Consider the following 21,789-nt stretch of genomic DNA (forward strand, 5'->3'; position numbering starts at 1 on the left):
TTTGGCGAAGGCGTTTCCGAATCTTGCGGGGCAGCGTCAGCCCGCCGCCACCTCAGACAGTTTCGGCACGCTTTCCAGAAAGACCTCGCCGACACACACCAGGTTACGCATCTTCTGCGCGATCACCCCGGCGCGGTGCCAGCTGAGGCCGTCGATACCGATCTCCAGCTCCAGCAGGCCGTCGCGCTGGCACACCTGCACGCTGTGCGGTGTGAGGAACTGCAGGGCGAAGAGATTGAGTACCCGGCACAGGCTGTCCGGCTCGGCCTCGATGTCGAGGCGGTAGCGGACCTCGCCATGCAGGGCGCTGGCGGCCCAGGCGTCGCTACGGGGCTGGGGGGTGTGCCGTTCGAGTGCATTCATGGAGCGTCTCCTTCGATGTGGAGAAATTCTCGCAGGTCGAAACCGGCATTTCTTCGCTATGATTGCCCTGGTTTTGTAGTTGGACGAATAATAACTGTCGTATTTTTGGCATCTGGAGAATTAATCATGCAAAGCGAGCTGGATGCCTACGACAGGCGCATTCTTGAACTGCTGCAGGAGGATGCGTCGCTGTCCAGCGCGCAGATCGCCGACCGTGTCGGGCTGTCGCAGTCGCCTTGCTGGCGTCGGATACAGCGCCTGAAGGATGAAGGGGTGATTCGCGCCCAGGTCACCTTGCTGGACCGCAAGAAAGTCGGTCTGAACACGCAGATATTCGCCGAGGTGAAACTCAACGCCCATGGGCGTTCGAATTTCACCGAGTTCACCGAGGCGATCCGCGGCTTTCCGGAAGTACTGGAGTGTTATGTGCTGATGGGGGCGGTCGACTTCCTGCTGCGTATCGTCACCTCGGACATCGAGGCCTACGAGCGGTTCTTCTTCGAGAAGCTGTCGAACGTACCGGGGATACAGGAAGTGAATTCGATCGTGGCGCTCTCGGAGATCAAGTCCACCACCTGCCTGCCGCTATCGAGGTGAGGCCTTCGCAGGTAAATCGGGTCGGTGCCCCGATTTACCTGCGAAGAAGCCGACGCGCGATTACACCTTGAGCAGGTGTTTCCAGGCGCGGCTCTGGTCGATGGCGCGAGCCTGCTCGATGCGGGCTTCGAACAGCGCGTCCGACTGCTCTTCGGCCAGCGGCTGCTCGGCCAGTTCGTGCAGCTTCTTCAGATCGCCGTACAGGCGGTCCAGTTGCGGCACTTCCAGCACATGGCGGGCGTGGTGCAGCCAGGTCAGCAACTGCTCGATGCGCGGCAACTGCTCCCCCAGATCCTCTGGGCGCTGGGTGTACAGCGGCAGTTTCAGCGCGCGGCCTTCTTCACCCAGTTGGTGGTGCAGCCAGCTGGCCAGTTGCGCCTTGCCCTGGCGCTCGCCGCGGCCCTTGCGCTCCACGGTCCAGGCGCGCGCCAGCAGCCAGCGCGAGGTTTCCAGGGAGAACTGGCCCCAGCGGGTGTCTTCCAGCTCTTCGGCGAACTGCTCGGGCGCGGCGCGGCGGATGTCTTCGTCCTCGTTGCCGGCCTGTACCAGCGGGCGCCAGTCTTCGAGCAGGGCGTCGAGGCGGGCGCGCAGGTCACGGGTGGTGGCTCGTGGCGCGGCCTGGCCCAGGCTGCTGGTGAGGGCGCGCAGCTCTGCCAGGCACTGCACCCATTCCTGCAGCAGGCGCCAGTGGCCGTTATGACGGTACTGTTCTGCCAGGCGCTGGCTGCTGCCCAGCAGTTGCCAGGCGAGCGCGGCGTAGGCGTCATCCACGGCCATTTCGGCGTCCAGCTCGGTGTGTGGCAGGCTCAACTCGTAGCTATCTGGCTCGAGCAGGCGGTAGCCGCGCTCGGCCTTGCTGATGTCGCAGGGCATCAGGGCCAGCGTGGCGGAGAGCTCGGCGGCCAGCTCCAGCAGGGCTTCAGGGGCGCCTTCACGCAGCTCCAGTTCGAGCTCGCAGATTTCTTCCTTGCGTTTGCCGGCAATGACGAAGCCTTGGTCGAGCGCGGCTTCGATCACCACCTTGGCCTTGCCGCGACCCCAGGAGATCTCGGCGTATTCGCGGGTGAAATCGGTGGTGAACAATGGCTTGATGGTCTTCTTGTCCAGCTCGGCCAATTGCTCGGGCCAGCAGCTGGCGTCGAGTTTCTTCAGGTCCAGCTTGACCTTGTCCAGGTACCACTCGTACTCGTTGCGCTCGGACAGGCCGGCAACGCTCTGCCCACGGCACTTGAGGGTCTGGATGATGACCTCGCCGTCGCGGCGCAGGCGCAGGGCGACGCGGGCTGCAGAGAGCTCGCGGTCGGGGGTGTCGAAGTACTGGTTGAGCAGTTCGCGGGTCTGCCAGCCGGACTTGTTGCGCTTCTTCAGCAAGGGGTGCTCGCGCAGGGCGGCAAGGGTCTCGCGGCTGGCGCGGAGCTTGAGTTCGGTTTCTTTGTGCATCGCTGGCTCGAAGGAAGGCGTGGTTGCCGGAGAGTCTACAGGAGTTGCCCTGCCAAGGGACGGCATTGCTATGATGACCGCCATGCTTTACGAGGAGTCCGTGCATGCCGTTGCCATCGCTCAAAGACCAGTTCGCCGCCCTGATCGCCGCCCCCTCGGTCAGTTGCACCCAGGCCGCACTGGACCAGTCCAACCGCCAGGTCATCGACCTGCTCGCCAACTGGCTGGGCGATCTGGGTTTCCGTTGCGAGGTCCAGGAGGTCACTCCAGGCAAGTTCAACCTGCTCGCCAGCCGCGGTACCGGCCCGGGCGGCCTGGTGCTGGCCGGCCACAGCGATACGGTGCCGTTCGATCCACAGTTGTGGAGCAGCGACCCGTTGAAGCTCACCGAAGTGGATGGCCGCTGGGTAGGGCTGGGCAGTTGCGACATGAAGGGCTTCTTCGCCTTGGTGATCGAGGCGGTGATCCCGCTGCTGGAGCACGACTTCAAGCAACCGCTGCTGATCCTCGCCACCTGCGATGAAGAAAGCTCGATGTCGGGCGCTCGCGCCCTGGCCGAAGCGGGACAGCCGCTGGGCCGGGCGGCGGTGATCGGCGAACCCACTGGGCTGAAGCCGATCCGCATGCACAAGGGCATCCTCATGGACCGCATCGATATTCTCGGGCGCAGCGGCCATTCGTCGGATCCAAGCCTGGGCCACAGTGCCCTGGAGGCCATGCACGCGGTGATGGGCGAACTCATGGGCCTGCGCCAGCAGTGGCAGCAGACCTACCGCAATCCGCAATTCACCGTGCCCACGCCGACGATGAACTTCGGCTGCATCCACGGCGGCGACAACCCCAATCGCATCTGTGGCCAGTGCGCCCTGGAGTTCGACCTGCGCCCGTTGCCAGGGATGGACGTGGAGCAACTGCGCGCGGCTATCCGGGCAAAGCTCAAACCTGTGGCCGAGCGCCATGAAGTGCGCATCGACTATGCGCCGCTGTTCCCCGAGGTACCACCGTTCGAGCAGGACGCCGACGCCGAGCTGGTGCAACTGGCCGAACGTCTGACCGGCCATCGTGCCGAAGCGGTGGCCTTTGGCACCGAAGCGCCTTATCTTCAACAGCTGGGTTGCCAGACCATCGTGCTCGGCCCCGGCGACATCGCTTGCGCCCATCAGCCGGGCGAGTACCTTGAAATGTCACGAATCGAGCCTACCGTGCGTCTATTGCGTGATCTTGTCCGGCACTATTGCCTGAGCTAAACGTCAACTGACCTGATTCGTTCCTGCCTAGAGGAGACCGCGCGTGACCGCAAGCCTGTTCCGACGATGACTTTCGAACGTTGTGCGCCTTCACCCGTCTCGTTCACTTATCCACAGGCCCCGTCATGCCCGAATACGTCAACTGGCTGCGTCATGCTTCCCCGTACATCAATGCCCATCGCGACTGCACCTTCGTGGTCATGCTCCCCGGCGATGGTGTCGATCACCCCAACTTCGGCAATATTGTCCACGACCTGGTGCTGCTGCACAGCCTGGGCGTGCGGCTGGTACTGGTCCACGGCTCGCGCCCGCAGATCGAAAGCCGCCTGGCTGCCCGCGGCCTGACCCCGCATTACCATCACGGCCTGCGCATCACCGACGCCGCGACCCTGGAGTGCGTGATCGACGCCGTCGGCGCCCTGCGCCTGGCCATCGAAGCGCGCCTGTCGATGGATATCGCCGCATCGCCCATGCAGGGCTCGCGCCTGCGTGTGGCCTGCGGCAACCTGGTGACTGCACGGCCTATCGGCGTGCTTGAGGGTGTCGACTACCACCACACCGGCGAGGTGCGGCGCATCGATCGCAAGGGCATCAGCCGCCTGCTCGACGAGCGCTCCATCGTGTTGTTGTCGCCACTGGGCTATTCGCCGACTGGCGAGATCTTCAACCTGGCCTGCGAAGACGTCGCCACCCGTGCCGCCATCGAACTGGGCGCTGACAAGTTGCTGCTGTTCGGCGCCGAGCCGGGCCTGCTGGACGACAAAGGCAAGCTGGTGCGTGAGCTGCGGCCGCAGCAGGTTCCGGCGCACCTGCAACGCCTGGGCAGCGACTATCAGGGCGAGCTGCTCGATGCCGCCGCCGAGGCCTGCAAGGGTGGGGTAGCGCGCAGCCATATCGTCAGCTACGCCGAGGATGGTGCGCTGCTCACCGAGCTGTTCACCCGCGACGGCGGTGGCACGCTGGTAGCGCAGGAGCAGTTCGAGATCGTTCGCGAGGCGACCATCGAGGATGTCGGCGGCCTGCTCGAGCTGATCAGCCCGCTGGAAGAGCAGGGCATTCTGGTGCGCCGTTCGCGCGAGGTGCTGGAGCGGGAAATCGAGCAGTTCAGTGTGGTGGAGCGTGACGGCATGATCATCGCCTGTGCGGCGTTGTATCCGATTGCCGAGTCCGAGGCGGGCGAGCTGGCGTGCCTGGCGGTGAATCCGGAGTACCGGCATGGGGGCCGAGGTGACGACCTGCTCGAGCGTATCGAGACCCGTGCGCGGCAGTTGGGCCTCAATACCCTGTTCGTGCTGACGACACGTACGGCGCACTGGTTCCGCGAGCGCGGGTTCCAGCCCAGTGGCGTGGAACGGCTGCCGGCGGCGCGGGCTTCGCTGTACAACTACCAGCGCAATTCGAAGATTTTCGAGAAGTCGTTGTAGGTCAGTACCGGCCCTATCGCGGGACAAGCCCGCTCCCACAGGCACCCCTCCGACTGGGAGACCAGCGGGTGCCTGTGGGAGCGGGTATACCCGCGAAGCAGACACCGCGAACCTCAATGAAAAACGCCGCCCCTGAGGGCGGCGTTTTCGTTTACACGGTATGCAGGTACCAGTTGTACTCGAGGTCGGAGATCGAGTGTTCGAACTCCTCCAGCTCGCTCTCCTTGCACGCGACGAAAATGTCGATGTACTTCGGATCGATGTACTTGTTCAGGATCTCGCTGTCGTCCAGCTCGCGCAGGGCATCGCGCAGGTTGTTCGGCAGGCTCTGTTCCAGCTGCTCGTAGGAGTTGCCTTCGATCGGCTCACCTGGCTCGATCTTGTTGGTCAGGCCGTGGTGCACACCAGCCAGGACCGCCGCCATCATCAGGTACGGGTTGGCGTCGGCACCGGCCACGCGGTGCTCGATGCGCACGGCGTCCGGCGAGCCGGTTGGCACGCGCAGGGCCACGGTGCGGTTGTCCAGGCCCCAGCTCGGCGCGTTCGGTACGTAGAACTGCGCGCCGAAACGGCGGTACGAGTTGACGTTCGGGCAGAGGAACGCCATCGATGCGGGCAGGGTCTCGAGCACACCGCCGACAGCGTGACGAAGCGCGGCGTTCTGCTCGGGATCCTCGCTGGTGAAGATGTTGTTGCCATCTTTGTCCAGCACGGAGATGTGTACATGCAGGCCATTGCCAGCCTGGCCCGGGTAGGGCTTGGCCATGAAGGTGGTGTCCATTTCATGGTCGTAGGCGATGTTCTTGATCAGGCGCTTGAGCAGCACTGCGTAGTCACAGGCCTTCAACGGATCGGGCACGTGGTGCAGGTTGACCTCGAACTGCGCCGGGGCGCTTTCCTTGACGATCGCGTCGGCCGGGATGCCCTGCTCCTTCGCGCCTTCGAGGATGTCCTGCAGGCAGTCGGCATACTCGTCCAGGTCGTCGATCAGGTAGACCTGGGTCGACTGTGGACGCTTGCCCGAGATCGGCGAGCGCGGCGGCTGCGGACGGCCGTTCACGTTCTCCTGGTCGATCAGGTAGAACTCCAGCTCGAATGCGGCGCAAATGGTCAGGCCCATGTCGGTGAACTTGCTCACCACCTGGCGCAACACTTCACGCGGGTCGGCGAAGAACGGCTCGCCTTCGATTTCGTGCATGGTCATCAGCAGTTGCGCGGTCGGGCGCTTCTGCCAAGGTTCGTTGGAGAGGGTGCCAGGGATCGGATAGCAGATGCGGTCGGCGTCGCCGATGTCCAGGCCAAGGCCCGTGCTTTCGACGGTCGAGCCGTTGATATCCAGGGCGAAGAGGGAGGCGGGCAGGTTGATGCCTTTCTCGTAAACCTTGTGAAGGCTCGTGCGTTCGATACGCTTGCCACGAACCACACCATTCATATCTGCAATCAGAAGGTCAACGTAGAGAACCTCAGGATGTTCCTTAAGGAACGCGTTCGCTTCGTTAAGCTGAACGGCACGCGGGGGTACCGACATGATGCAACACCTTTGTTGTTAAAAATATCAATCAAGGGGGGCTTGCAGACCCAGTCAATCGAAAAGACAAACTGATGTCAAGCCAACCTCCTGATGCCCTGAAATGGCACATCAACGGCGGATTTGCTGCATATAAGGGCATGCCATTATCCGCTAAATCTGTAGGAAAGGGCTACGGCGATGGTGGCGTATTTTATTTTTTACGGAGGTGTTGTGAAAAAAAATGAACGAGGCTAAGCTCGGTCGCAACCCATAACAGTAATAATACGAGGGTCACATGGTCCGCCAGTCGCGACCTGAAAGCGCCGCCTGCGCTGTGCAGTCAGGTATTTTCACCGCTTGCCGAAAGGCTCTCGCGCGCCTGGCCCATTCCAGGAGCAGACTGGCCGCAATAATTGACGACCGGCACAGTCAGCCCTCGCCCCGTAGCAGTTTACTGCACGCTTTTCTTACTTCCTGCCCTTTGCTTTCGAGATCGACACGCGTTTTGCGCGTGGATCGGCTGCCGTCCTGCGCATGGGTTTTTGCTTTGGCAACGTACTCCATCCAGAATCAAGGCGTGGGCCTTGCCAGGCCCTGCCGCGCCGAATGCGCCGACATTGACCGACGCCAGGCGTCAGTAGCGCCCGCCCCGCTGGGGCTGGGTCAAATGACCTCCTGAGGTATTTATGAGTAACAACCTCGACCAGCTCACCGATTGGTTGAAAGAGCACAAGATCACCGAAGTCGAATGCCTGATCAGCGACCTGACCGGCATCACCCGTGGCAAGATTTCGCCGACCAACAAATTCATCGCGGAAAAGGGCATGCGCCTGCCCGAAAGCGTTTTGTTGCAAACTGTGACTGGCGACTACGTCGACGACGACATCTATTACGACCTGCTCGACCCGGCCGACATCGACATGATCTGCCGCCCCGACCAGGACGCGGTGTTCCTGGTGCCTTGGGCCATCGAGCCGACCGCCCAGGTGATCCACGACACCTATGACAAGAAGGGCAATCCGGTCGAACTGTCGCCGCGCAACGTCCTCAAGAAGGTGCTCAAGCTTTATGCCGACAAGGGTTGGCAGCCGATCGTCGCGCCAGAGATGGAGTTCTACCTGACCAAGCGCAGCGAAGACCCGGACTTCCCGCTGCAACCACCGGTGGGTCGCTCCGGTCGTCCGGAAACCGGTCGCCAGTCGTTCTCCATCGAGGCCGCTAACGAATTCGACCCGCTGTTCGAAGACGTCTACGACTGGTGTGAACTGCAGCAGCTGGACCTCGACACCTTGATCCACGAAGACGGCACGGCGCAGATGGAGATCAACTTCCGTCACGGCGACGCGCTGCACCTGGCCGACCAGATCCTGGTGTTCAAGCGCACCATGCGCGAGGCCGCGCTCAAGCACAACGTGGCCGCGACCTTCATGGCCAAGCCCATGACCGGCGAGCCCGGCAGCGCCATGCACCTGCACCAGAGCGTGATCGACATCGCCACCGGCAAGAACATCTTCTCCAATGAAGATGGCAGCATGAGCACGCTGTTCCTGCATCACATCGGCGGCCTGCAGAAACTCATTCCCGAGGCATTGCCGCTGTTCGCACCGAACGTCAACTCGTTCCGCCGCTTCCTGCCGGACACCTCGGCACCCGTGAACGTGGAGTGGGGCGAAGAGAACCGTACCGTCGGCCTGCGCGTACCGGATGCCGGCCCGCAGAACCGCCGCGTGGAAAACCGCCTGCCGGGCGCCGACGCCAACCCCTACCTGGCCATCGCCGCGAGCCTGCTGTGCGGCTTCATCGGCATGGTCGAGGGCATCGAGGCCAGCGCGCCAGTCCAGGGCCGTGGCTATGAGCGGCGCAACCTGCGCCTGCCGCTGACCATCGAGGACGCCCTGGAGCGTATGGAGAACAGCCGGTCGCTTGTGCAGTACCTGGGCAAGAAGTTCATTACCGGCTACGTCGCCACCAAGCGCGCAGAGCATGAAAACTTCAAACGCGTCATCAGTTCCTGGGAGCGTGAGTTCCTGCTGTTTGCCGTGTGATCAACCCTGGGGCCGCCGCAACGCGGCCATCGGATAGTGGAGAAGCAGATGAGCGTCAACAACCCGCAAACCCGTGAATGGCAAAACCTGAGCGGCGAGCACCACCTGGCACCCTTCAGCGATTACAAGCAACTGAAGGAGAAGGGGCCGCGCATCATCACCAAGGCCCAGGGTGTGCATTTGTGGGACAGCGAGGGGCACAAGATCCTCGATGGCATGGCCGGCCTGTGGTGCGTGGCGGTTGGCTATGGTCGCGAAGAGCTGGTCCAGGCGGCAGAGAAGCAGATGCGCGAGCTGCCGTACTACAACCTGTTCTTCCAGACCGCGCATCCGCCGGCACTGGAACTGGCCAAGGCCATTACCGACGTGGCACCCGAAGGCATGAGCCATGTGTTCTTCACCGGCTCCGGCTCCGAGGGCAACGACACCGTGTTGCGCATGGTTCGCCACTACTGGGCGCTCAAGGGCAAGCCGAACAAGCAGACGCTCATCGGCCGGGTCAACGGCTACCACGGCTCCACCGTCGCTGGCGCCAGCCTTGGCGGTATGAGCGGCATGCACGAGCAGGGCGGCTTGCCGATCCCGGGTATCGTGCACATCCCGCAGCCGTACTGGTTCGGCGAGGGCGGCGACATGACCCCGGATGAGTTCGGGGTGTGGGCTGCCGAGCAGTTGGAGAAGAAAATTCTGGAGGTCGGCGAAGACAACGTCGCTGCGTTCATCGCCGAGCCGATCCAGGGCGCCGGCGGGGTGATCATTCCACCCGAGACTTACTGGCCGAAGATCAAGGAGATCCTCGCCCGCTACGACATCCTGTTCGTCGCCGACGAAGTGATCTGCGGCTTTGGCCGTACCGGCGAGTGGTTCGGCTCCGATTATTACGACCTCAAGCCTGACCTGATGACCATCGCCAAGGGCCTGACCTCCGGTTACATCCCCATGGGCGGTGTGATCGTGCGTGACAAGGTGGCCAAGGTGCTCAGCGAAGGTGGCGATTTCAACCACGGCTTCACCTACTCCGGCCACCCGGTGGCAGCGGCGGTGGGGTTGGAAAACCTGCGCATCCTGCGTGACGAGAAGATCGTCGAGCGCGCACGCACGGAAGTGGCACCGTACTTGCAAAAACGTCTTCGCGAACTGCAAGACCACCCGCTGGTGGGCGAGGTACGCGGCCTGGGCCTGCTCGGCGCAATCGAGCTGGTCAAGGACAAGGCGACCCGCAGCCGTTACGAAGGCAAGGGCGTGGGCATGGTTTGCCGCAACTTCTGTTTCGACAACGGCCTGATCATGCGCGCGGTGGGCGACACCATGATCATCGCGCCGCCGCTGGTAATAAGCCGCGAAGAAGTGGACGAACTGGTAGAAAAGGCGCGCAAGTGCCTGGATCTGACCCTGGAAGCGATTCGATAGGCGTTTGCTAGGCTAGCGATGTGACATTAAGTCGTTACAAGGCCCTGCTTTCCTTGAAACAGCGCCTTGTAACTTGCCAGACTAGCGGTTGTTTCAGTCGTCCAGCGCTTGCACCACGGGACCTGGCAGCTGAACAGATGGCTACTAAAAAAATTCTGGAGCATAACGCATGAAGAAAATGGGCAAGACGTTGCTGGCCGCCGCCCTGATGGGTGCCATGGCCACTGCTGTTCACGCTGAAGACAAGGTGCTGAACGTCTACAACTGGTCGGACTACATCGCTCCGGACACCATCGCCAAGTTCGAGAAGCAGACCGGCATCAAGGTCAAGTACGACGTCTTCGACAGCAACGAAACCCTGGAAGCCAAGCTGCTGGCAGGCAAGTCGGGCTACGACATCGTCGTGCCGTCCAACAACTTCCTGGCCAAGCAGATCAAGGCCGGCGTTTACGAGGAGCTCGACCGCTCCAAGCTGCCGAACTGGAAGAACCTCGACGAAGACCTGCTCAAGGCCGTTGGCGACGCCAGCGACAAAGGCAACAAGTACGCCTTCCCGTACATGTGGGGCTCCATCGGCATCGGCTACAACCCGGCCAAGGTCAAGGCCGCGCTGGGCGTCGACAAGATCGATTCATGGGACGCCGTGTTCAAGCCGGAGAACATCGCCAAGCTCAAGAGCTGCGGCGTGAGCTTCCTCGATGCGCCGACCGAAATGCTTCCGGCCGCGCTGCATTACCTGGGCAAGCCGACCGACAGCACCACCAAGGAAGACCTGAAGGCGGCCGAGGACCTGTTCCTGAAGATCCGTCCTTCGATCACCTACTTCCACTCCTCCAAGTACATCGGCGACCTGGCCAACGGCAACATCTGCGTGGCCGTCGGCTACTCGGGCGACCTGGAGCAGTCCAAGGCCCGCGCCCACGAAGCCGGCGACAAGGTCAAGCTGGACTACATCATTCCGAAAGAAGGCGCTGGTACCTTCTACGACATGGTCGCCATCCCGAAAGATGCCGAGCATAAAGATGCCGCCTACCAGTTCATGAACTTCCTGCTGCAACCGGAAGTCATGGCCGAGATCACCAACGCCGTGCGCTTCCCGAACGGCAACAAGGCCGCGACCCAGTTCGTCGACAAGGACATCACCAGCGACCCGAGCATCTATCCGCCGGCTGATGTGAAGAAACAGCTGTACGCGATCGCTGCTCCTGAAGCGGCCGCACAGCGTTTGATCACCCGTAGCTGGACCAAGATCAAGTCGGGCAAGTAAGCCCGATGCGGGGCTCTCTGGGTCGGGGTTTTCCGGCCCAGGGGGCATAAACCTCGATTGTCGATTGCGACATCCCAGCCACGCAGGTAAGTTGCGCGCCGGTTTTGCGTGTACGGCTGCTCCCAGCCGCCACCGAAGGCTCTGATTGTGAGGACCAACCACTTGTCTATTTCTGTATTGCGCAAGGCCATGATGGCTGGAGCAGGTCTGACGCTGGCCTGCAGCGTTCAAGCGGCGCCCACGGTGCACTTCTACAACTGGTCCGACTATGTCGGCCCGACCACGCTCGCGGACTTCGAGAAAGAGACGGGCATCAAGCCCGTGCAGGATGTCTTCGACTCCAACGAAACCCTGGAAGGCAAGCTGCTGGCCGGTAACACCGGCTATGACGTAGTGGTGCCGTCCAACCATTTCCTCGGCAAGCAGATCAAGGCGGGCGCGTTCCAGAAGCTCGACAAGCATCTGCTGCCCAATTATTCCAACCTGGACCCGGCGCTGATGAAGCGTCTGGAAAAGAACGATCCGGGCAACCAGTACGCCGTGCCTTACCTGTGGGGCACCAACGGCATCGGCTACAACGTCGACAAGGTCAAGGCCACGCTGGGCGTGGACAAGATCGACTCCTGGGCGGTGCTGTTCGAACCCGAGAACATGAAGAAGCTCTCCAAGTGCGGTGTGGCCTTCCTCGACTCGGCGGACGAGATGCTCCCGGCGGTGCTCAACTACATGGGGCTCAACCCCAACAGCACCGATCCAAAGGATTACGCCAAGGCCGAGAAGAAGCTGCTGGCGGTACGCCCGTACGTGACCTACTTCCACTCGTCCAAGTACATCACCGACCTGGCCAACGGCGACATCTGCGTCGCGGCAGGCTTCTCCGGCGATGTATTCCAGGCCAAGGCCCGTGCTGAAGAAGCCAAGAAGGGCGTGAACCTGGCCTACGCCATTCCCAAGGAAGGCGGCAACCTCTGGTTCGACGTGCTGGCGATTCCCAAGGACGCCAAGAACGTGAAAGAGGCCCACGCCTTCATCAACTATTTGCTGAAACCTGAGGTTATCGCCCAGGTCAGTGATTACGTCGGTTATGCCAACCCCAACCCCAAGGCTGGCGACCTGATGGACCAGGCTGTGAGAACTGACGCTGCGGTTTACCCATCGCAGGAAGTGCTGGACAAGATGTTCGTCAACGCGGAGTTGCCCCCCAAGGTGCAACGTCTGATGACCCGCAGCTGGACCAAGGTCAAGTCGGGCAAGTAAAAATCCAGACCCGACGCGGCCCTGCACACAGGCCGTTCGGGCACAAAAATCTTGTTGGGAGTTTCACTCATGGCAGTTGCCTCCGGTGCCTATAAGAAAGCCCTCGAGGGTGACCAGCAGCCCAAGCAGGTGCTGGTCAAGATCGACCGGGTCACGAAGAAGTTCGACGAAACCATCGCCGTGGACGATGTGTCCCTGGAAATCCGCAAAGGCGAGATCTTCGCCCTGCTGGGCGGCTCCGGTTCCGGCAAATCCACCTTGCTGCGGATGCTTGCAGGCTTCGAGCGCCCGACCGAAGGTCGGATCTTCCTCGACGGTGTCGACATCACCGACATGCCGCCCTACGAGCGGCCGATCAACATGATGTTCCAGTCCTATGCGCTGTTCCCGCACATGACCGTGGCGCAGAACATCGCCTTCGGCCTGCAGCAGGACAAGATGCCCAAGGCCGACATCGAAGCCCGCGTGGCCGAGATGCTCAAGCTGGTGCACATGACCCAGTACGCCAAGCGCAAGCCGCACCAGCTCTCCGGCGGCCAGCGTCAGCGCGTGGCCCTGGCCCGCTCGCTGGCCAAGCGTCCTAAACTGCTGCTGCTCGACGAGCCGATGGGCGCGCTGGACAAGAAACTGCGTTCGCAGATGCAGCTGGAGCTGGTCGAGATCATCGAGCGGGTCGGTGTGACCTGCGTGATGGTGACCCACGACCAGGAAGAGGCCATGACCATGGCCCAGCGCATCGCCATCATGCACCTGGGCTGGATCGCCCAGATCGGCTCGCCTGTGGATATCTACGAGACGCCAACCAGTCGCCTGGTGTGCGAGTTCATCGGCAACGTCAACCTGTTCGAAGGTGAAGTGATCGACGACGCCGAAGGCCACGCGCTGATCGCCTCGCCGGAGCTCGAGCGCAAGATCTACGTCGGCCACGGTGTCACCACCTCGGTCGAAGACAAGCACATCACTTATGCGCTGCGCCCAGAGAAGCTGCTGGTGACGACGAAGCAGCCCGATTTCGAGCACAACTGGTCGCGCGGCAAGGTCCACGACATCGCCTACCTGGGCGGTCACTCGGTGTTCTACGTCGAGCTGCCGAGCGGCAAGATCGTCCAGTCGTTCGTTGCCAACGCCGAACGCCAGGGCGCCCGCCCGACCTGGGGCGATGAAGTCTACGTGTGGTGGGAAGACGACAGCGGCGTGGTACTGCGCTCATGAAACCGCGAAAGCTCAAACGAGCCCTCCAGCGCATCATCCCCGAGGGACGCCATCTGGTGATCGGCGTGCCGTTCATCTGGCTGTTCCTGTTCTTCATGCTGCCGTTCTTCATCGTGCTGAAGATCAGCTTTGCCGAAGCCGACGTGGCGATCCCGCCGTACACGGAGATCTACACCTACGTCGAGGACAAGATCCAGCTGGTGCTGAACCTGGCCAACTATGGCCTGCTCACCGAGGATGACCTGTACATCTCGGCCTACCTTGGTTCGCTCAAGGTCGCCCTCTTCAGCACCCTGCTGTGCCTGCTGATCGGCTACCCGATGGCCTACGCCATCTCCAAGGCCGAGAAGTCGCTGCAGACCGTTCTGCTGCTGCTGATCATGATGCCGACCTGGACCGCGATCCTGATCCGCGTCTATGCCTGGATGGGCATCCTCAGCAACAACGGGCTGCTCAACAGCTTCCTGCTGTGGACCGGGCTGATCGACCAGCCGCTGCAGATCCTCAACACCAACCTGGCGGTGTATATCGGTGTGGTCTATTCGTACCTGCCATTCATGATCCTGCCGCTGTACGCGAACCTGGTGAAGCATGACCAGAGCCTGCTGGAAGCGGCGAGCGACCTGGGCTCGAGCACCTTCAACAGCTTCTGGAAGATCACCGTGCCGCTGTCGAAGAACGGCATCATCGCCGGTTGCATGCTGGTGTTCATCCCGGTGGTGGGCGAGTTCGTGATCCCTGAACTGCTCGGCGGTCCGGAAACCCTGATGATCGGTAAAGTGCTGTGGCAGGAATTCTTCAACAACCGTGACTGGCCGGTGGCATCCGCGCTGGCAGTGGTGATGCTGGCGATCCTGATCGTGCCGATCCTGCTGTTCAACCGCAGCCAGGCCAAAGAGATGGAGGGTCGGGCATGAAGCGCTTCAGTTTCTCCAAGCTGATGCTGGTGCTCGGCTTGCTGTTCATCTACCTGCCGATGCTGATCCTGGTGATCTACTCGTTCAACGCCTCGAAGCTGGTGACGGTGTGGGGCGGCTGGTCGGTGAAGTGGTACGTCGGCCTGCTCGACAACACCCAGTTGATGGGTTCGGTGATGCGCTCGCTGGAGATCGCCTGCTACACGGCGGTGGCTGCGGTGGCGCTGGGCACCCTGGCGGCCTTCGTGCTGACCCGGGTCACTCGCTTCAAGGGCCGCACGCTGTTCGGTGGCCTGGTCACCGCGCCGCTGGTCATGCCCGAGGTGATCACCGGTCTGTCCCTGTTGCTGCTGTTCGTGGCCATGGCGCAGATGATCGGCTGGCCGCAGGAGCGTGGCGTCGTCACCATCTGGATCGCCCACACCACCTTCTGTGCCGCTTATGTGGCGGTGGTGGTGTCGGCTCGCCTGCGTGAGCTGGACCTGTCGATCGAGGAAGCGGCGATGGACCTGGGCGCCAAGCCGTGGAAGGTGTTCTTCCTGATCACCATCCCGATGATCGCGCCTTCTCTGGCAGCGGGCGGCATGATGTCGTTCGCCCTCTCGCTGGATGACCTGGTGCTGGCCAGCTTCGTGTCCGGCCCGGGCTCGACCACCTTGCCGATGGAAGTGTTCTCGGCCGTGCGTCTGGGTGTGAAGCCCGAGATCAACGCCGTGGCCAGCCTGATCCTGCTGTCGGTGTCGTTGGTGACCTTCCTGGTCTGGTACTTCAGCCGTCGCGCCGAAGAACGCCGCCGCCGGGCGATCCAGCAAGCCATCGAGGAAGGTGCTGCAGCGAACGTCGGCCAACCGCAGGTACGGCGTCCGGCACAGGCTGCTGCGTCGGCCTGACCGGCCCTTTCGCGGGCAAGCCCGCTCCTACAGGTCCAGTTGTAGGAGCGGGCTTGCCCGCGAAAGCTTCACCACCGATTCAAAGCCAGACCGCATCCCAATGCGGATACTCCCGCACACTGCTGACCAGCCCTGCTCTCAGCGGATTAGCGATGATGTATCTGGCTGCCTGCAGTACATCCTCCTCCTTGCGCAAAGCCGCGTCGTGGTACCCCGGTTGCCAGATCGGCACATGCCGCACTCCGGACTTGCGCAGGGTGATGGCGCTGCGCGACTTGAACCTGCGCATCAAACTCCCAAGCGTCACCCCCCTCAATTCGATCAACCAGTGCAGATGGTCCGGCATCAGCACCCAGGCCAGCGTGCGGCTGGCGTTTTCCTGATCTGACAGGCGTAGCTGTTTCACCAGCAGCCGGGCGCTGCGCAGGTCGTGGAACAGGGGTTGTCGTTCGTGGGTGACGGCAGTCAGCAGGTAGCACCTGCCAGGCTCTGAGCAGCGGCCGCGGCGCAGGCGGTGGGAATGGGCCAGGGGCATCGAATTTCCTCCATGAAATTGACCTTTGGAGGTTAGCGGTGCTGTTCCGACCTTGGCGCCAGTCATGGTTTCCGGATTTTGCAGTGGCCTTTTCGCGGGCAAGTCGGAGCGCCGAGCCGCCGCTTCCACAGGCCCACCCCCCTGTAGGAGCGGGCTTGCCCGCGAAAGCTTCACCGCCGATCCAAAGCCGAACCCCACAGTGCCGTTTATTGAACCCTGGACTACGCTGACAGTCGCATCCCACGAATCATTTGCGCGCAAGCAAGGAGCCTGCATGACGTTTACGCGTGCGCTGTTGGTCGTTTGCCTGGGGTTGTTGTCAGTGCTGTCAGGCTGCAAGGAACAGGCGTCCAGCCCTGAACTGCCACGCGTCGGCGTGGCACGGGTCGAACCTACCGATTTCGCCGCCAACGTCACCCTCACCGGTGATGTGCAGGCGCGCGTACAGACCGACCTTTCATTTCGCGTGGGCGGCAAGATCATCGCCCGCAACGTCGACGTGGGCGACCACGTCAAGGCTAACCAGGTGCTGGCGCGCCTGGACCCGAAAGACCTGCAGAACAATGTCGACTCAGCCAAGGCCGAGGTATTCGCCGAGCAGGCGAGGGTCACCCAGACCCGCGCCGCCTTCGTGCGTCAGCAGAAACTGTTGCCCAAGGGCTACACCAGCCAGAGTGAATACGACTCGGCTGAAGCTGCCCTGCGCAGCAGCCAGAGCGCGCTCAAGGCGGCCCAGGCACAACTGGCCAATGCCCGTGAGCAATTGAGCTACACCGACCTGGTGTCCGAGGCGGATGGGGTGATCACCGCGCGCCAGGCCGAGGTTGGCCAGGTAGTGCAGGCGACCATGCCGATCTTCAGCCTGGCCACCGACGGCGATCGTGATGCCGTCTTCAACGTCTATGAGTCGCTGCTGGTGTCGCCACCCAGCGACGAAGGCGTGATCGTCCGGCTTGTGGATAACCCCAAGGTGCAGGCCGAAGGACGGGTGCGCGAGATCACCCCGACGGTGTCTGCCGAGAGCGGTACGGTGCAGGTCAAGGTGGCGCTGCGTAACGTGCCGGCTGCCATGCAGTTGGGCTCGCCGGTAACCGCCACGGCTCACGCCCAGGGGCGCCCAAGCATCGAATTGCCCTGGTCGGCGCTGACCAAGGCGCTGCATGAGCCGGCGGTGTGGGTGGTGGGCGAGGGCGACAAGGTCGAACTGCGCAAGGTCCAGGTGGCGCGTTATCTCACCGGGCGCATCGTCATCAGCGACGGCGTGAAAAGCGGCGAAACCGTGGTGGTCAGTGGCGGCCAGTTGCTGCATCCGGGTATGCAGGTGCAGAAAGTCGACGCCAAGAGCCCCGGAGGTGAGCCATGAAACCCTTGCTGGTGTTACTTGCCGCAGCCACCCTGCTGTCCGGTTGCAAGGGCGATGAGCCGGCGCCCGAGCCCGTACGGCCGGTGCTCTCGACCCTGGTCGAGCCGCAGATGCAGTCGCAGCTCGGTCGTTTTGCGGGCACCATCCAGGCACGCTTTGAAAGCACCCTGGGCTTCCGAGTGTCCGGGCGCATTGCGCGGCGCTGGGTGGACGTGGGCGCGCAGGTAAAACCGGGCGACACCCTGGCCACCCTCGATCCCACCGACCAGCAGAACCAGCTGCGCGCTGCCGAAGGCGACCTGGCGCGCATCCAGGCGCAATGGATCAACGCCCAGGCCAATGCCCGCCGCCAGCAGCAGTTGTATGACCGCGGCGTCGGCGCCCAGGCCCAGCTGGACATCGCCCAGACCGACCTGAAGACCACCGGCGCCTCGCTCGAACAGGCCCGTTCGGCGGTCAGCCAGGCTCGCGACCAGCTCGACTACAGCACCCTGCGCAGCGACCACGCAGCAGTAGTCACCGCCTGGCGCGCTGAAGCCGGGCAGACGGTCAGCGCCGGGCAGGAGGTCGTCACCCTGGCGCGCCCGGATGTGAAGGAGGCGGTCATCGACCTGCCGATCCACCTGGCCGAACAACTGACCCCGGCGCTGACCTTCACGGTCGCCTCGCAACTGGACCCGAGCCTCAATACCACCGCGACCCTGCGCGAGCTCGAGCCCCAGGCCGACGCCACCACCCGCACCCGGCGTGCACGGTTGAGCCTGGCGAGCACGCCCAGCGGCTTCCACCTCGGTACCGCGATCAGCGTCACCCTGAGCTCGGCGGTGACCCCGCGCAGCCAGCTGCCGGCCACCGCGCTGCTCGAACGTGATGGCAAGACCCAGGTGTGGGTGGTCGATCCGCAGCAGAAGACCGTGGCTACCCGCGACATCACCCTGCTCGAGCGCACCGATGACAGCATCGTCCTGGCAGGCGGTGTGCAGCCCGGCGAGCGGGTAGTGACCGCCGGTGTCAACAGCCTCAAGCCTGGCCAGAAGGTCACCTTCGACGAGGACGCACGATGAAAGGAAGCTTCAACCTCTCCGAATGGGCCCTCAGGCACCAGTCCTTCGTCTGGTACCTGATGTTCGTCAGCCTGCTGATGGGCGTGTTTTCCTACCTCAACCTGGGCCGCGAGGAAGACCCTTCCTTCACCATCAAGACCATGGTGATCCAGACCCGCTGGCCCGGCGCGACCCAGGACGAGACCCTGCTGCAGGTCACCGACCGTATCGAGAAAAAGCTCGAGGAACTGGACTCGCTCGACTACGTGAAAAGCTATACCCGCCCCGGTGAGTCCACCGTCTACGTGTACCTGCGCGACACCACCAAGGCCAAGGACATCCCCGACATCTGGTACCAGGTGCGCAAGAAGATCCAGGACATCCGCGGCGAATTCCCCGAGGGCATCCAGGGGCCGGGGTTCAACGACGAATTCGGCGATGTGTTCGGCTCGATCTATGCCTTCACTGCCGACGGCCTGACCCTGCGTCAGTTGCGCGACTACGTCGAGCAGGTGCGCGCCGAGGTGCGCGAGGTGCCCAACATCGGCAAGATCGAGCTGATCGGCACCCAGGACGAAGTGCTCTATCTGAACTTCTCCACCCGCAAGCTGGCAGCCCTGGGTATCGACCAGCGCCAGGTGATGCAGGCGCTGCAGTCGCAGAACGCGGTCACGCCTGCCGGGGTCATAGAGGCCGGCCCAGAGCGCATCTCGGTGCGCACGAGCGGACAGTTCGCCTCCGAGAAGGATCTGCAGAACGTCAACCTGCGCATCAATGATCGCTTCTTCCGCCTGGCCGACATCGCCAATATCGAGCGTGGCTACGTCGACCCGCCAGCACCCATGTTCCGCTACAACGGCGAGACGGCGATCGGCCTTGCGATCGGCATGAAGGCCGGCGGCAACATCGAGGTGTTCGGCCAGTTGCTCAAGGAGAAGATGACCAGCATTACCGCCGATTTGCCGGTGGGCGTGGGTGTGCATACGGTTTCCGACCAGGCTGTGGTGGTGAAGAAGGCTGTGGGCGGCTTCACCAGTGCGCTGTTCGAAGCGGTGGTCATTGTGCTGGTGGTGAGCTTCATCAGCCTGGGTATCCGCGCAGGGCTGGTGGTGGCCTGTTCGATTCCGCTGGTGCTGGCGATGGTCTTCGTGTTCATGGAGTACAGCGGCATCACCATGCAGCGGATCTCCCTTGGTGCGTTGATCATCGCCCTGGGGCTGCTGGTGGACGATGCAATGATCACCGTGGAGGTGATGGTCACGCGCCTGGAAATGGGTGAAACCAAGGAGCAGGCCGCGACCTTCGCCTACACCTCGACCGCGTTTCCCATGCTTACCGGCACCCTGGTGACCGTGGCTGGCTTCGTGCCGATCGGGTTGAACGCCAGCTCTGCCGGCGAGTACACCTTCACCCTGTTCGCGGTGATCGCCGTGGCGTTGCTGGTGTCGTGGATCGTGGCCGTGTTCTTCGCCCCGGTGCTGGGCGTGCACATTCTCAACAGCCAGAAGGTCAAGGCCCACGAGACCGAGCCGGGCAGGGTAGGGCGCGCCTTCGAGCATGGCCTGCTGTGGTGCATGCGCCATCGCTGGATCACGGTGATCGGCACCATCGTGCTGTTCATCCTGTCGGTGGTGGGTATGCGTTTCGTGCAGAACCAATTCTTCCCATCTTCGGACCGCCCGGAAATCCTGGTCGATCTCAACCTGCCGCAGAACGCCTCGATCGAAGAGACCCGCAAGGCGGTGGATCGCCTGGAGGCGACCTTCAAGGACGATCCGGACATCGTCAGCTGGAGCACCTACATCGGCCAGGGCGCGATTCGTTTCTACCTGCCTCTCGACCAGCAACTGCAGAACCCCTACTACGCGCAGTTCGTGATCGTCAGCAAGGGCCTGGAGGAGCGCGGCGGGCTGATGGCGCGCCTGCAGGAGCGCCTGCACAAGGACTTCGTTGGCATCGGCACCAACGTCCAGTCGCTGGAAATGGGCCCGCCGGTGGGGCGGCCGATCCAGTATCGGGTCAGCGGCAAGGATATCGACCAGGTGCGCCGCCATGCCATCGAGCTGGCCACCCTGCTCGACAGCAACGAGCACATCGGCGAGATGATCTACGACTGGAACGAGCCCGGAAAGGTGCTGCGGGTCGAGATCGCCCAGGACAAGGCCCGGCAGTTGGGGCTGTCGTCCGAAGACGTGGCCAATGTGATGAACAGCATCGTCAGTGGCGTGCCGATCACTCAGGTCAACGACGACATCTACCTGATCGATGTGGTCGCCCGTGCCGAGGACAGCGAGCGCGGCTCGCCGGATACCCTGCAGAACCTGCAGATCCTCACCCCCAACGGCACCTCGATTCCGCTGCTGGCCTTCGCCACCGTGCGTTACGAGTTGGAGCAGCCGCTGGTGTGGCGCCGTGACCGCAAACCGACCATCACCATCAAGGCCTCGGTGGCCGGCGAGATCCAGCCTACCGATCTGGTGGCTCAGCTCAAGCCGAAGATCGACGAGTTCGCCAGCAAGCTTCCAGTGGGCTACGAGGTGGCCACGGGCGGTACGGTGGAGGAGAGCGCCAAGGCCCAGGGCCCGATCCGTCAGGTGGTGCCGCTGATGCTGTTCCTGATGGCGACCTTCCTGATGATCCAGTTGCACAGCGTGCAGAAGCTGTTCCTGGTGGTCAGTGTCGCGCCGCTGGGGCTGATCGGCGTGGTGCTGGCGCTGGTGCCGACGGGAACGCCGATGGGCTTCGTTGCGATCCTCGGGATTCTTGCGCTGATCGGCATCATCATCCGCAACTCGGTGATCCTGGTGACCCAGATCGACGAATTCGAGGCCCAGGGCTACTCACCATGGGACGCGGTGGTCGAGGCGACCAACCATCGGCGCCGGCCGATCCTGCTCACGGCCGCGGCGGCCAGCCTGGGGATGATCCCCATTGCTCGCGAGGTGTTCTGGGGCCCGATGGCCTACGCCATGATCGGCGGGATCATCAGCGCAACGCTGCTGACCTTGCTGTTCCTGCCGGCGCTGTACGTGGCCTGGTACAAGATCCGAGAGCCGCAGGTGCAGAACTGAAGCCTCGCCCCCTGTAGGAGCGGGCTTGCCCGCGAATGCAACAGTGGCTGCACCACGGCATTCGCGGGCAAGCCCGCTCCCACAGCCACCTACTGGGCTGTTCAGTAATTCAGTTATATAAAAATTCTTAAACAGTATTTTTAAGAATATCCCGCCATCACTAAGATTGCCCTCAAGCCAGGCGCAATCCCCTTCCTC

Annotated in this window: 17 protein-coding genes; 13 read left to right on the forward strand and 4 right to left on the reverse strand. The window is 62.7% G+C overall.

The window, feature by feature from the left end; translation table 11 throughout:
- Positions 1-36: 36 nt before the first annotated feature.
- Positions 37-363 (reverse strand): hypothetical protein, encoded by a 327-nt coding sequence (locus tag F6X62_RS23095; RefSeq protein ID WP_153774818.1) that lies wholly within the window; start codon positions 361-363, stop codon positions 37-39.
- A gap of 126 nt (positions 364-489) precedes the next feature.
- On the opposite strand from F6X62_RS23095, the gene F6X62_RS23100 reads away from it, so the two are divergent.
- Positions 490-960, forward strand: coding sequence for an Lrp/AsnC family transcriptional regulator (locus tag F6X62_RS23100; protein WP_153774819.1), 471 nt, complete (start codon positions 490-492; stop codon positions 958-960).
- 60 nt (positions 961-1,020) lie between these two features.
- Here the strand turns inward: F6X62_RS23100 and F6X62_RS23105 are convergent, their stop codons facing one another.
- Positions 1,021-2,400, reverse strand: coding sequence for an inorganic triphosphatase (locus tag F6X62_RS23105; RefSeq protein ID WP_153774820.1), 1,380 nt, complete (start codon positions 2,398-2,400; stop codon positions 1,021-1,023).
- Positions 2,401-2,504: 104 nt separating this feature from the next.
- Between F6X62_RS23105 and argE the strand changes: the two genes are divergently transcribed.
- Both argE and argA read left to right on the forward strand, forming a co-directional pair.
- Positions 2,505-3,647: an acetylornithine deacetylase gene (gene argE / locus F6X62_RS23110; RefSeq protein ID WP_054894990.1), complete on the forward strand. Its 1,143-nt coding sequence runs from the start codon at positions 2,505-2,507 to the stop codon at positions 3,645-3,647.
- Between the two features lie 125 nt (positions 3,648-3,772).
- Positions 3,773-5,071: an amino-acid N-acetyltransferase gene (argA, locus tag F6X62_RS23115; protein WP_063541744.1), complete on the forward strand. Its 1,299-nt coding sequence runs from the start codon at positions 3,773-3,775 to the stop codon at positions 5,069-5,071.
- A gap of 151 nt (positions 5,072-5,222) precedes the next feature.
- Here the strand turns inward: argA and F6X62_RS23120 are convergent, their stop codons facing one another.
- Positions 5,223-6,599 carry a glutamine synthetase family protein gene (locus tag F6X62_RS23120; protein ID WP_054894988.1) on the reverse strand — a complete coding sequence of 459 codons (1,377 nt, stop codon included), beginning with the start codon at positions 6,597-6,599 and terminating at the stop codon, positions 5,223-5,225.
- 668 nt (positions 6,600-7,267) lie between these two features.
- On the opposite strand from F6X62_RS23120, the gene F6X62_RS23125 reads away from it, so the two are divergent.
- The 7 genes from F6X62_RS23125 (at position 7,268) to F6X62_RS23155 (ending at position 15,579) form a co-directional block, all read left to right on the forward strand.
- Positions 7,268-8,626 (forward strand): glutamine synthetase family protein, encoded by a 1,359-nt coding sequence (locus F6X62_RS23125; protein WP_054894987.1) that lies wholly within the window; start codon positions 7,268-7,270, stop codon positions 8,624-8,626.
- A 48-nt stretch (positions 8,627-8,674) separates the two neighbouring features.
- On the forward strand, positions 8,675-10,036 hold the full coding sequence (locus tag F6X62_RS23130) for an aspartate aminotransferase family protein (RefSeq protein ID WP_151926469.1): 1,362 nt from the start codon (positions 8,675-8,677) through the stop codon (positions 10,034-10,036).
- Positions 10,037-10,205: 169 nt separating this feature from the next.
- Positions 10,206-11,303: a polyamine ABC transporter substrate-binding protein gene (locus F6X62_RS23135; RefSeq protein ID WP_063541740.1), complete on the forward strand. Its 1,098-nt coding sequence runs from the start codon at positions 10,206-10,208 to the stop codon at positions 11,301-11,303.
- Between the two features lie 162 nt (positions 11,304-11,465).
- The gene (locus F6X62_RS23140; RefSeq protein ID WP_054925889.1) at positions 11,466-12,560 is read left to right on the forward strand and encodes a polyamine ABC transporter substrate-binding protein; all 1,095 of its coding nucleotides are present in this window, start codon (positions 11,466-11,468) and stop codon (positions 12,558-12,560) included.
- A gap of 69 nt (positions 12,561-12,629) precedes the next feature.
- A complete protein-coding gene (gene potA / locus F6X62_RS23145) occupies positions 12,630-13,772 on the forward strand; it encodes a polyamine ABC transporter ATP-binding protein (protein ID WP_153774821.1) in 1,143 nt (380 codons plus the stop codon).
- A gap of 35 nt (positions 13,773-13,807) precedes the next feature.
- The gene (locus F6X62_RS23150) at positions 13,808-14,689 is read left to right on the forward strand and encodes an ABC transporter permease subunit (protein WP_178117587.1); all 882 of its coding nucleotides are present in this window, start codon (positions 13,808-13,810) and stop codon (positions 14,687-14,689) included.
- A complete protein-coding gene (locus F6X62_RS23155) occupies positions 14,686-15,579 on the forward strand; it encodes an ABC transporter permease subunit (protein ID WP_065862352.1) in 894 nt (297 codons plus the stop codon). The genes F6X62_RS23150 and F6X62_RS23155 overlap by 4 nt, the downstream gene beginning before the upstream one ends.
- Positions 15,580-15,658: 79 nt before the next feature.
- Here the strand turns inward: F6X62_RS23155 and F6X62_RS23160 are convergent, their stop codons facing one another.
- Positions 15,659-16,114 carry a transposase gene (locus F6X62_RS23160; RefSeq protein WP_153774823.1) on the reverse strand — a complete coding sequence of 152 codons (456 nt, stop codon included), beginning with the start codon at positions 16,112-16,114 and terminating at the stop codon, positions 15,659-15,661.
- 274 nt (positions 16,115-16,388) lie between these two features.
- On the opposite strand from F6X62_RS23160, the gene F6X62_RS23165 reads away from it, so the two are divergent.
- The 3 genes from F6X62_RS23165 to F6X62_RS23175 are packed head-to-tail and all read left to right on the forward strand — an operon-like array spanning position 16,389 to position 21,591.
- Positions 16,389-17,477, forward strand: coding sequence for an efflux RND transporter periplasmic adaptor subunit (locus tag F6X62_RS23165; protein WP_153774824.1), 1,089 nt, complete (start codon positions 16,389-16,391; stop codon positions 17,475-17,477).
- On the forward strand, positions 17,474-18,541 hold the full coding sequence (locus F6X62_RS23170; RefSeq protein WP_153774825.1) for an efflux RND transporter periplasmic adaptor subunit: 1,068 nt from the start codon (positions 17,474-17,476) through the stop codon (positions 18,539-18,541). Before F6X62_RS23165 ends, F6X62_RS23170 begins: the two co-directional genes overlap by 4 nt.
- Positions 18,538-21,591, forward strand: coding sequence for an efflux RND transporter permease subunit (locus F6X62_RS23175; RefSeq protein WP_153774826.1), 3,054 nt, complete (start codon positions 18,538-18,540; stop codon positions 21,589-21,591). The genes F6X62_RS23170 and F6X62_RS23175 overlap by 4 nt, the downstream gene beginning before the upstream one ends.
- Positions 21,592-21,789: the final 198 nt, after the last annotated feature.

This window comes from Pseudomonas sp. MNR3A (genome assembly GCF_009650575.1).
GTDB lineage: Bacteria > Pseudomonadota > Gammaproteobacteria > Pseudomonadales > Pseudomonadaceae > Aquipseudomonas > Aquipseudomonas machongensis.

Coding starts and splice junctions, on each gene's coding strand:
- F6X62_RS23095 (WP_153774818.1), bottom strand. CDS start 363: ATGAATGCACTCGAACGGCACACCCCCCAGCCCCGTAGCGACGCCTGG.
- F6X62_RS23100 (WP_153774819.1), top strand. CDS start 490: ATGCAAAGCGAGCTGGATGCCTACGACAGGCGCATTCTTGAACTGCTG.
- F6X62_RS23105 (WP_153774820.1), bottom strand. CDS start 2,400: ATGCACAAAGAAACCGAACTCAAGCTCCGCGCCAGCCGCGAGACCCTT.
- argE (WP_054894990.1), top strand. CDS start 2,505: ATGCCGTTGCCATCGCTCAAAGACCAGTTCGCCGCCCTGATCGCCGCC.
- argA (WP_063541744.1), top strand. CDS start 3,773: ATGCCCGAATACGTCAACTGGCTGCGTCATGCTTCCCCGTACATCAAT.
- F6X62_RS23120 (WP_054894988.1), bottom strand. CDS start 6,599: ATGTCGGTACCCCCGCGTGCCGTTCAGCTTAACGAAGCGAACGCGTTC.
- F6X62_RS23125 (WP_054894987.1), top strand. CDS start 7,268: ATGAGTAACAACCTCGACCAGCTCACCGATTGGTTGAAAGAGCACAAG.
- F6X62_RS23130 (WP_151926469.1), top strand. CDS start 8,675: ATGAGCGTCAACAACCCGCAAACCCGTGAATGGCAAAACCTGAGCGGC.
- F6X62_RS23135 (WP_063541740.1), top strand. CDS start 10,206: ATGAAGAAAATGGGCAAGACGTTGCTGGCCGCCGCCCTGATGGGTGCC.
- potA (WP_153774821.1), top strand. CDS start 12,630: ATGGCAGTTGCCTCCGGTGCCTATAAGAAAGCCCTCGAGGGTGACCAG.
- F6X62_RS23155 (WP_065862352.1), top strand. CDS start 14,686: ATGAAGCGCTTCAGTTTCTCCAAGCTGATGCTGGTGCTCGGCTTGCTG.
- F6X62_RS23160 (WP_153774823.1), bottom strand. CDS start 16,114: ATGCCCCTGGCCCATTCCCACCGCCTGCGCCGCGGCCGCTGCTCAGAG.
- F6X62_RS23165 (WP_153774824.1), top strand. CDS start 16,389: ATGACGTTTACGCGTGCGCTGTTGGTCGTTTGCCTGGGGTTGTTGTCA.
- F6X62_RS23170 (WP_153774825.1), top strand. CDS start 17,474: ATGAAACCCTTGCTGGTGTTACTTGCCGCAGCCACCCTGCTGTCCGGT.
- F6X62_RS23175 (WP_153774826.1), top strand. CDS start 18,538: ATGAAAGGAAGCTTCAACCTCTCCGAATGGGCCCTCAGGCACCAGTCC.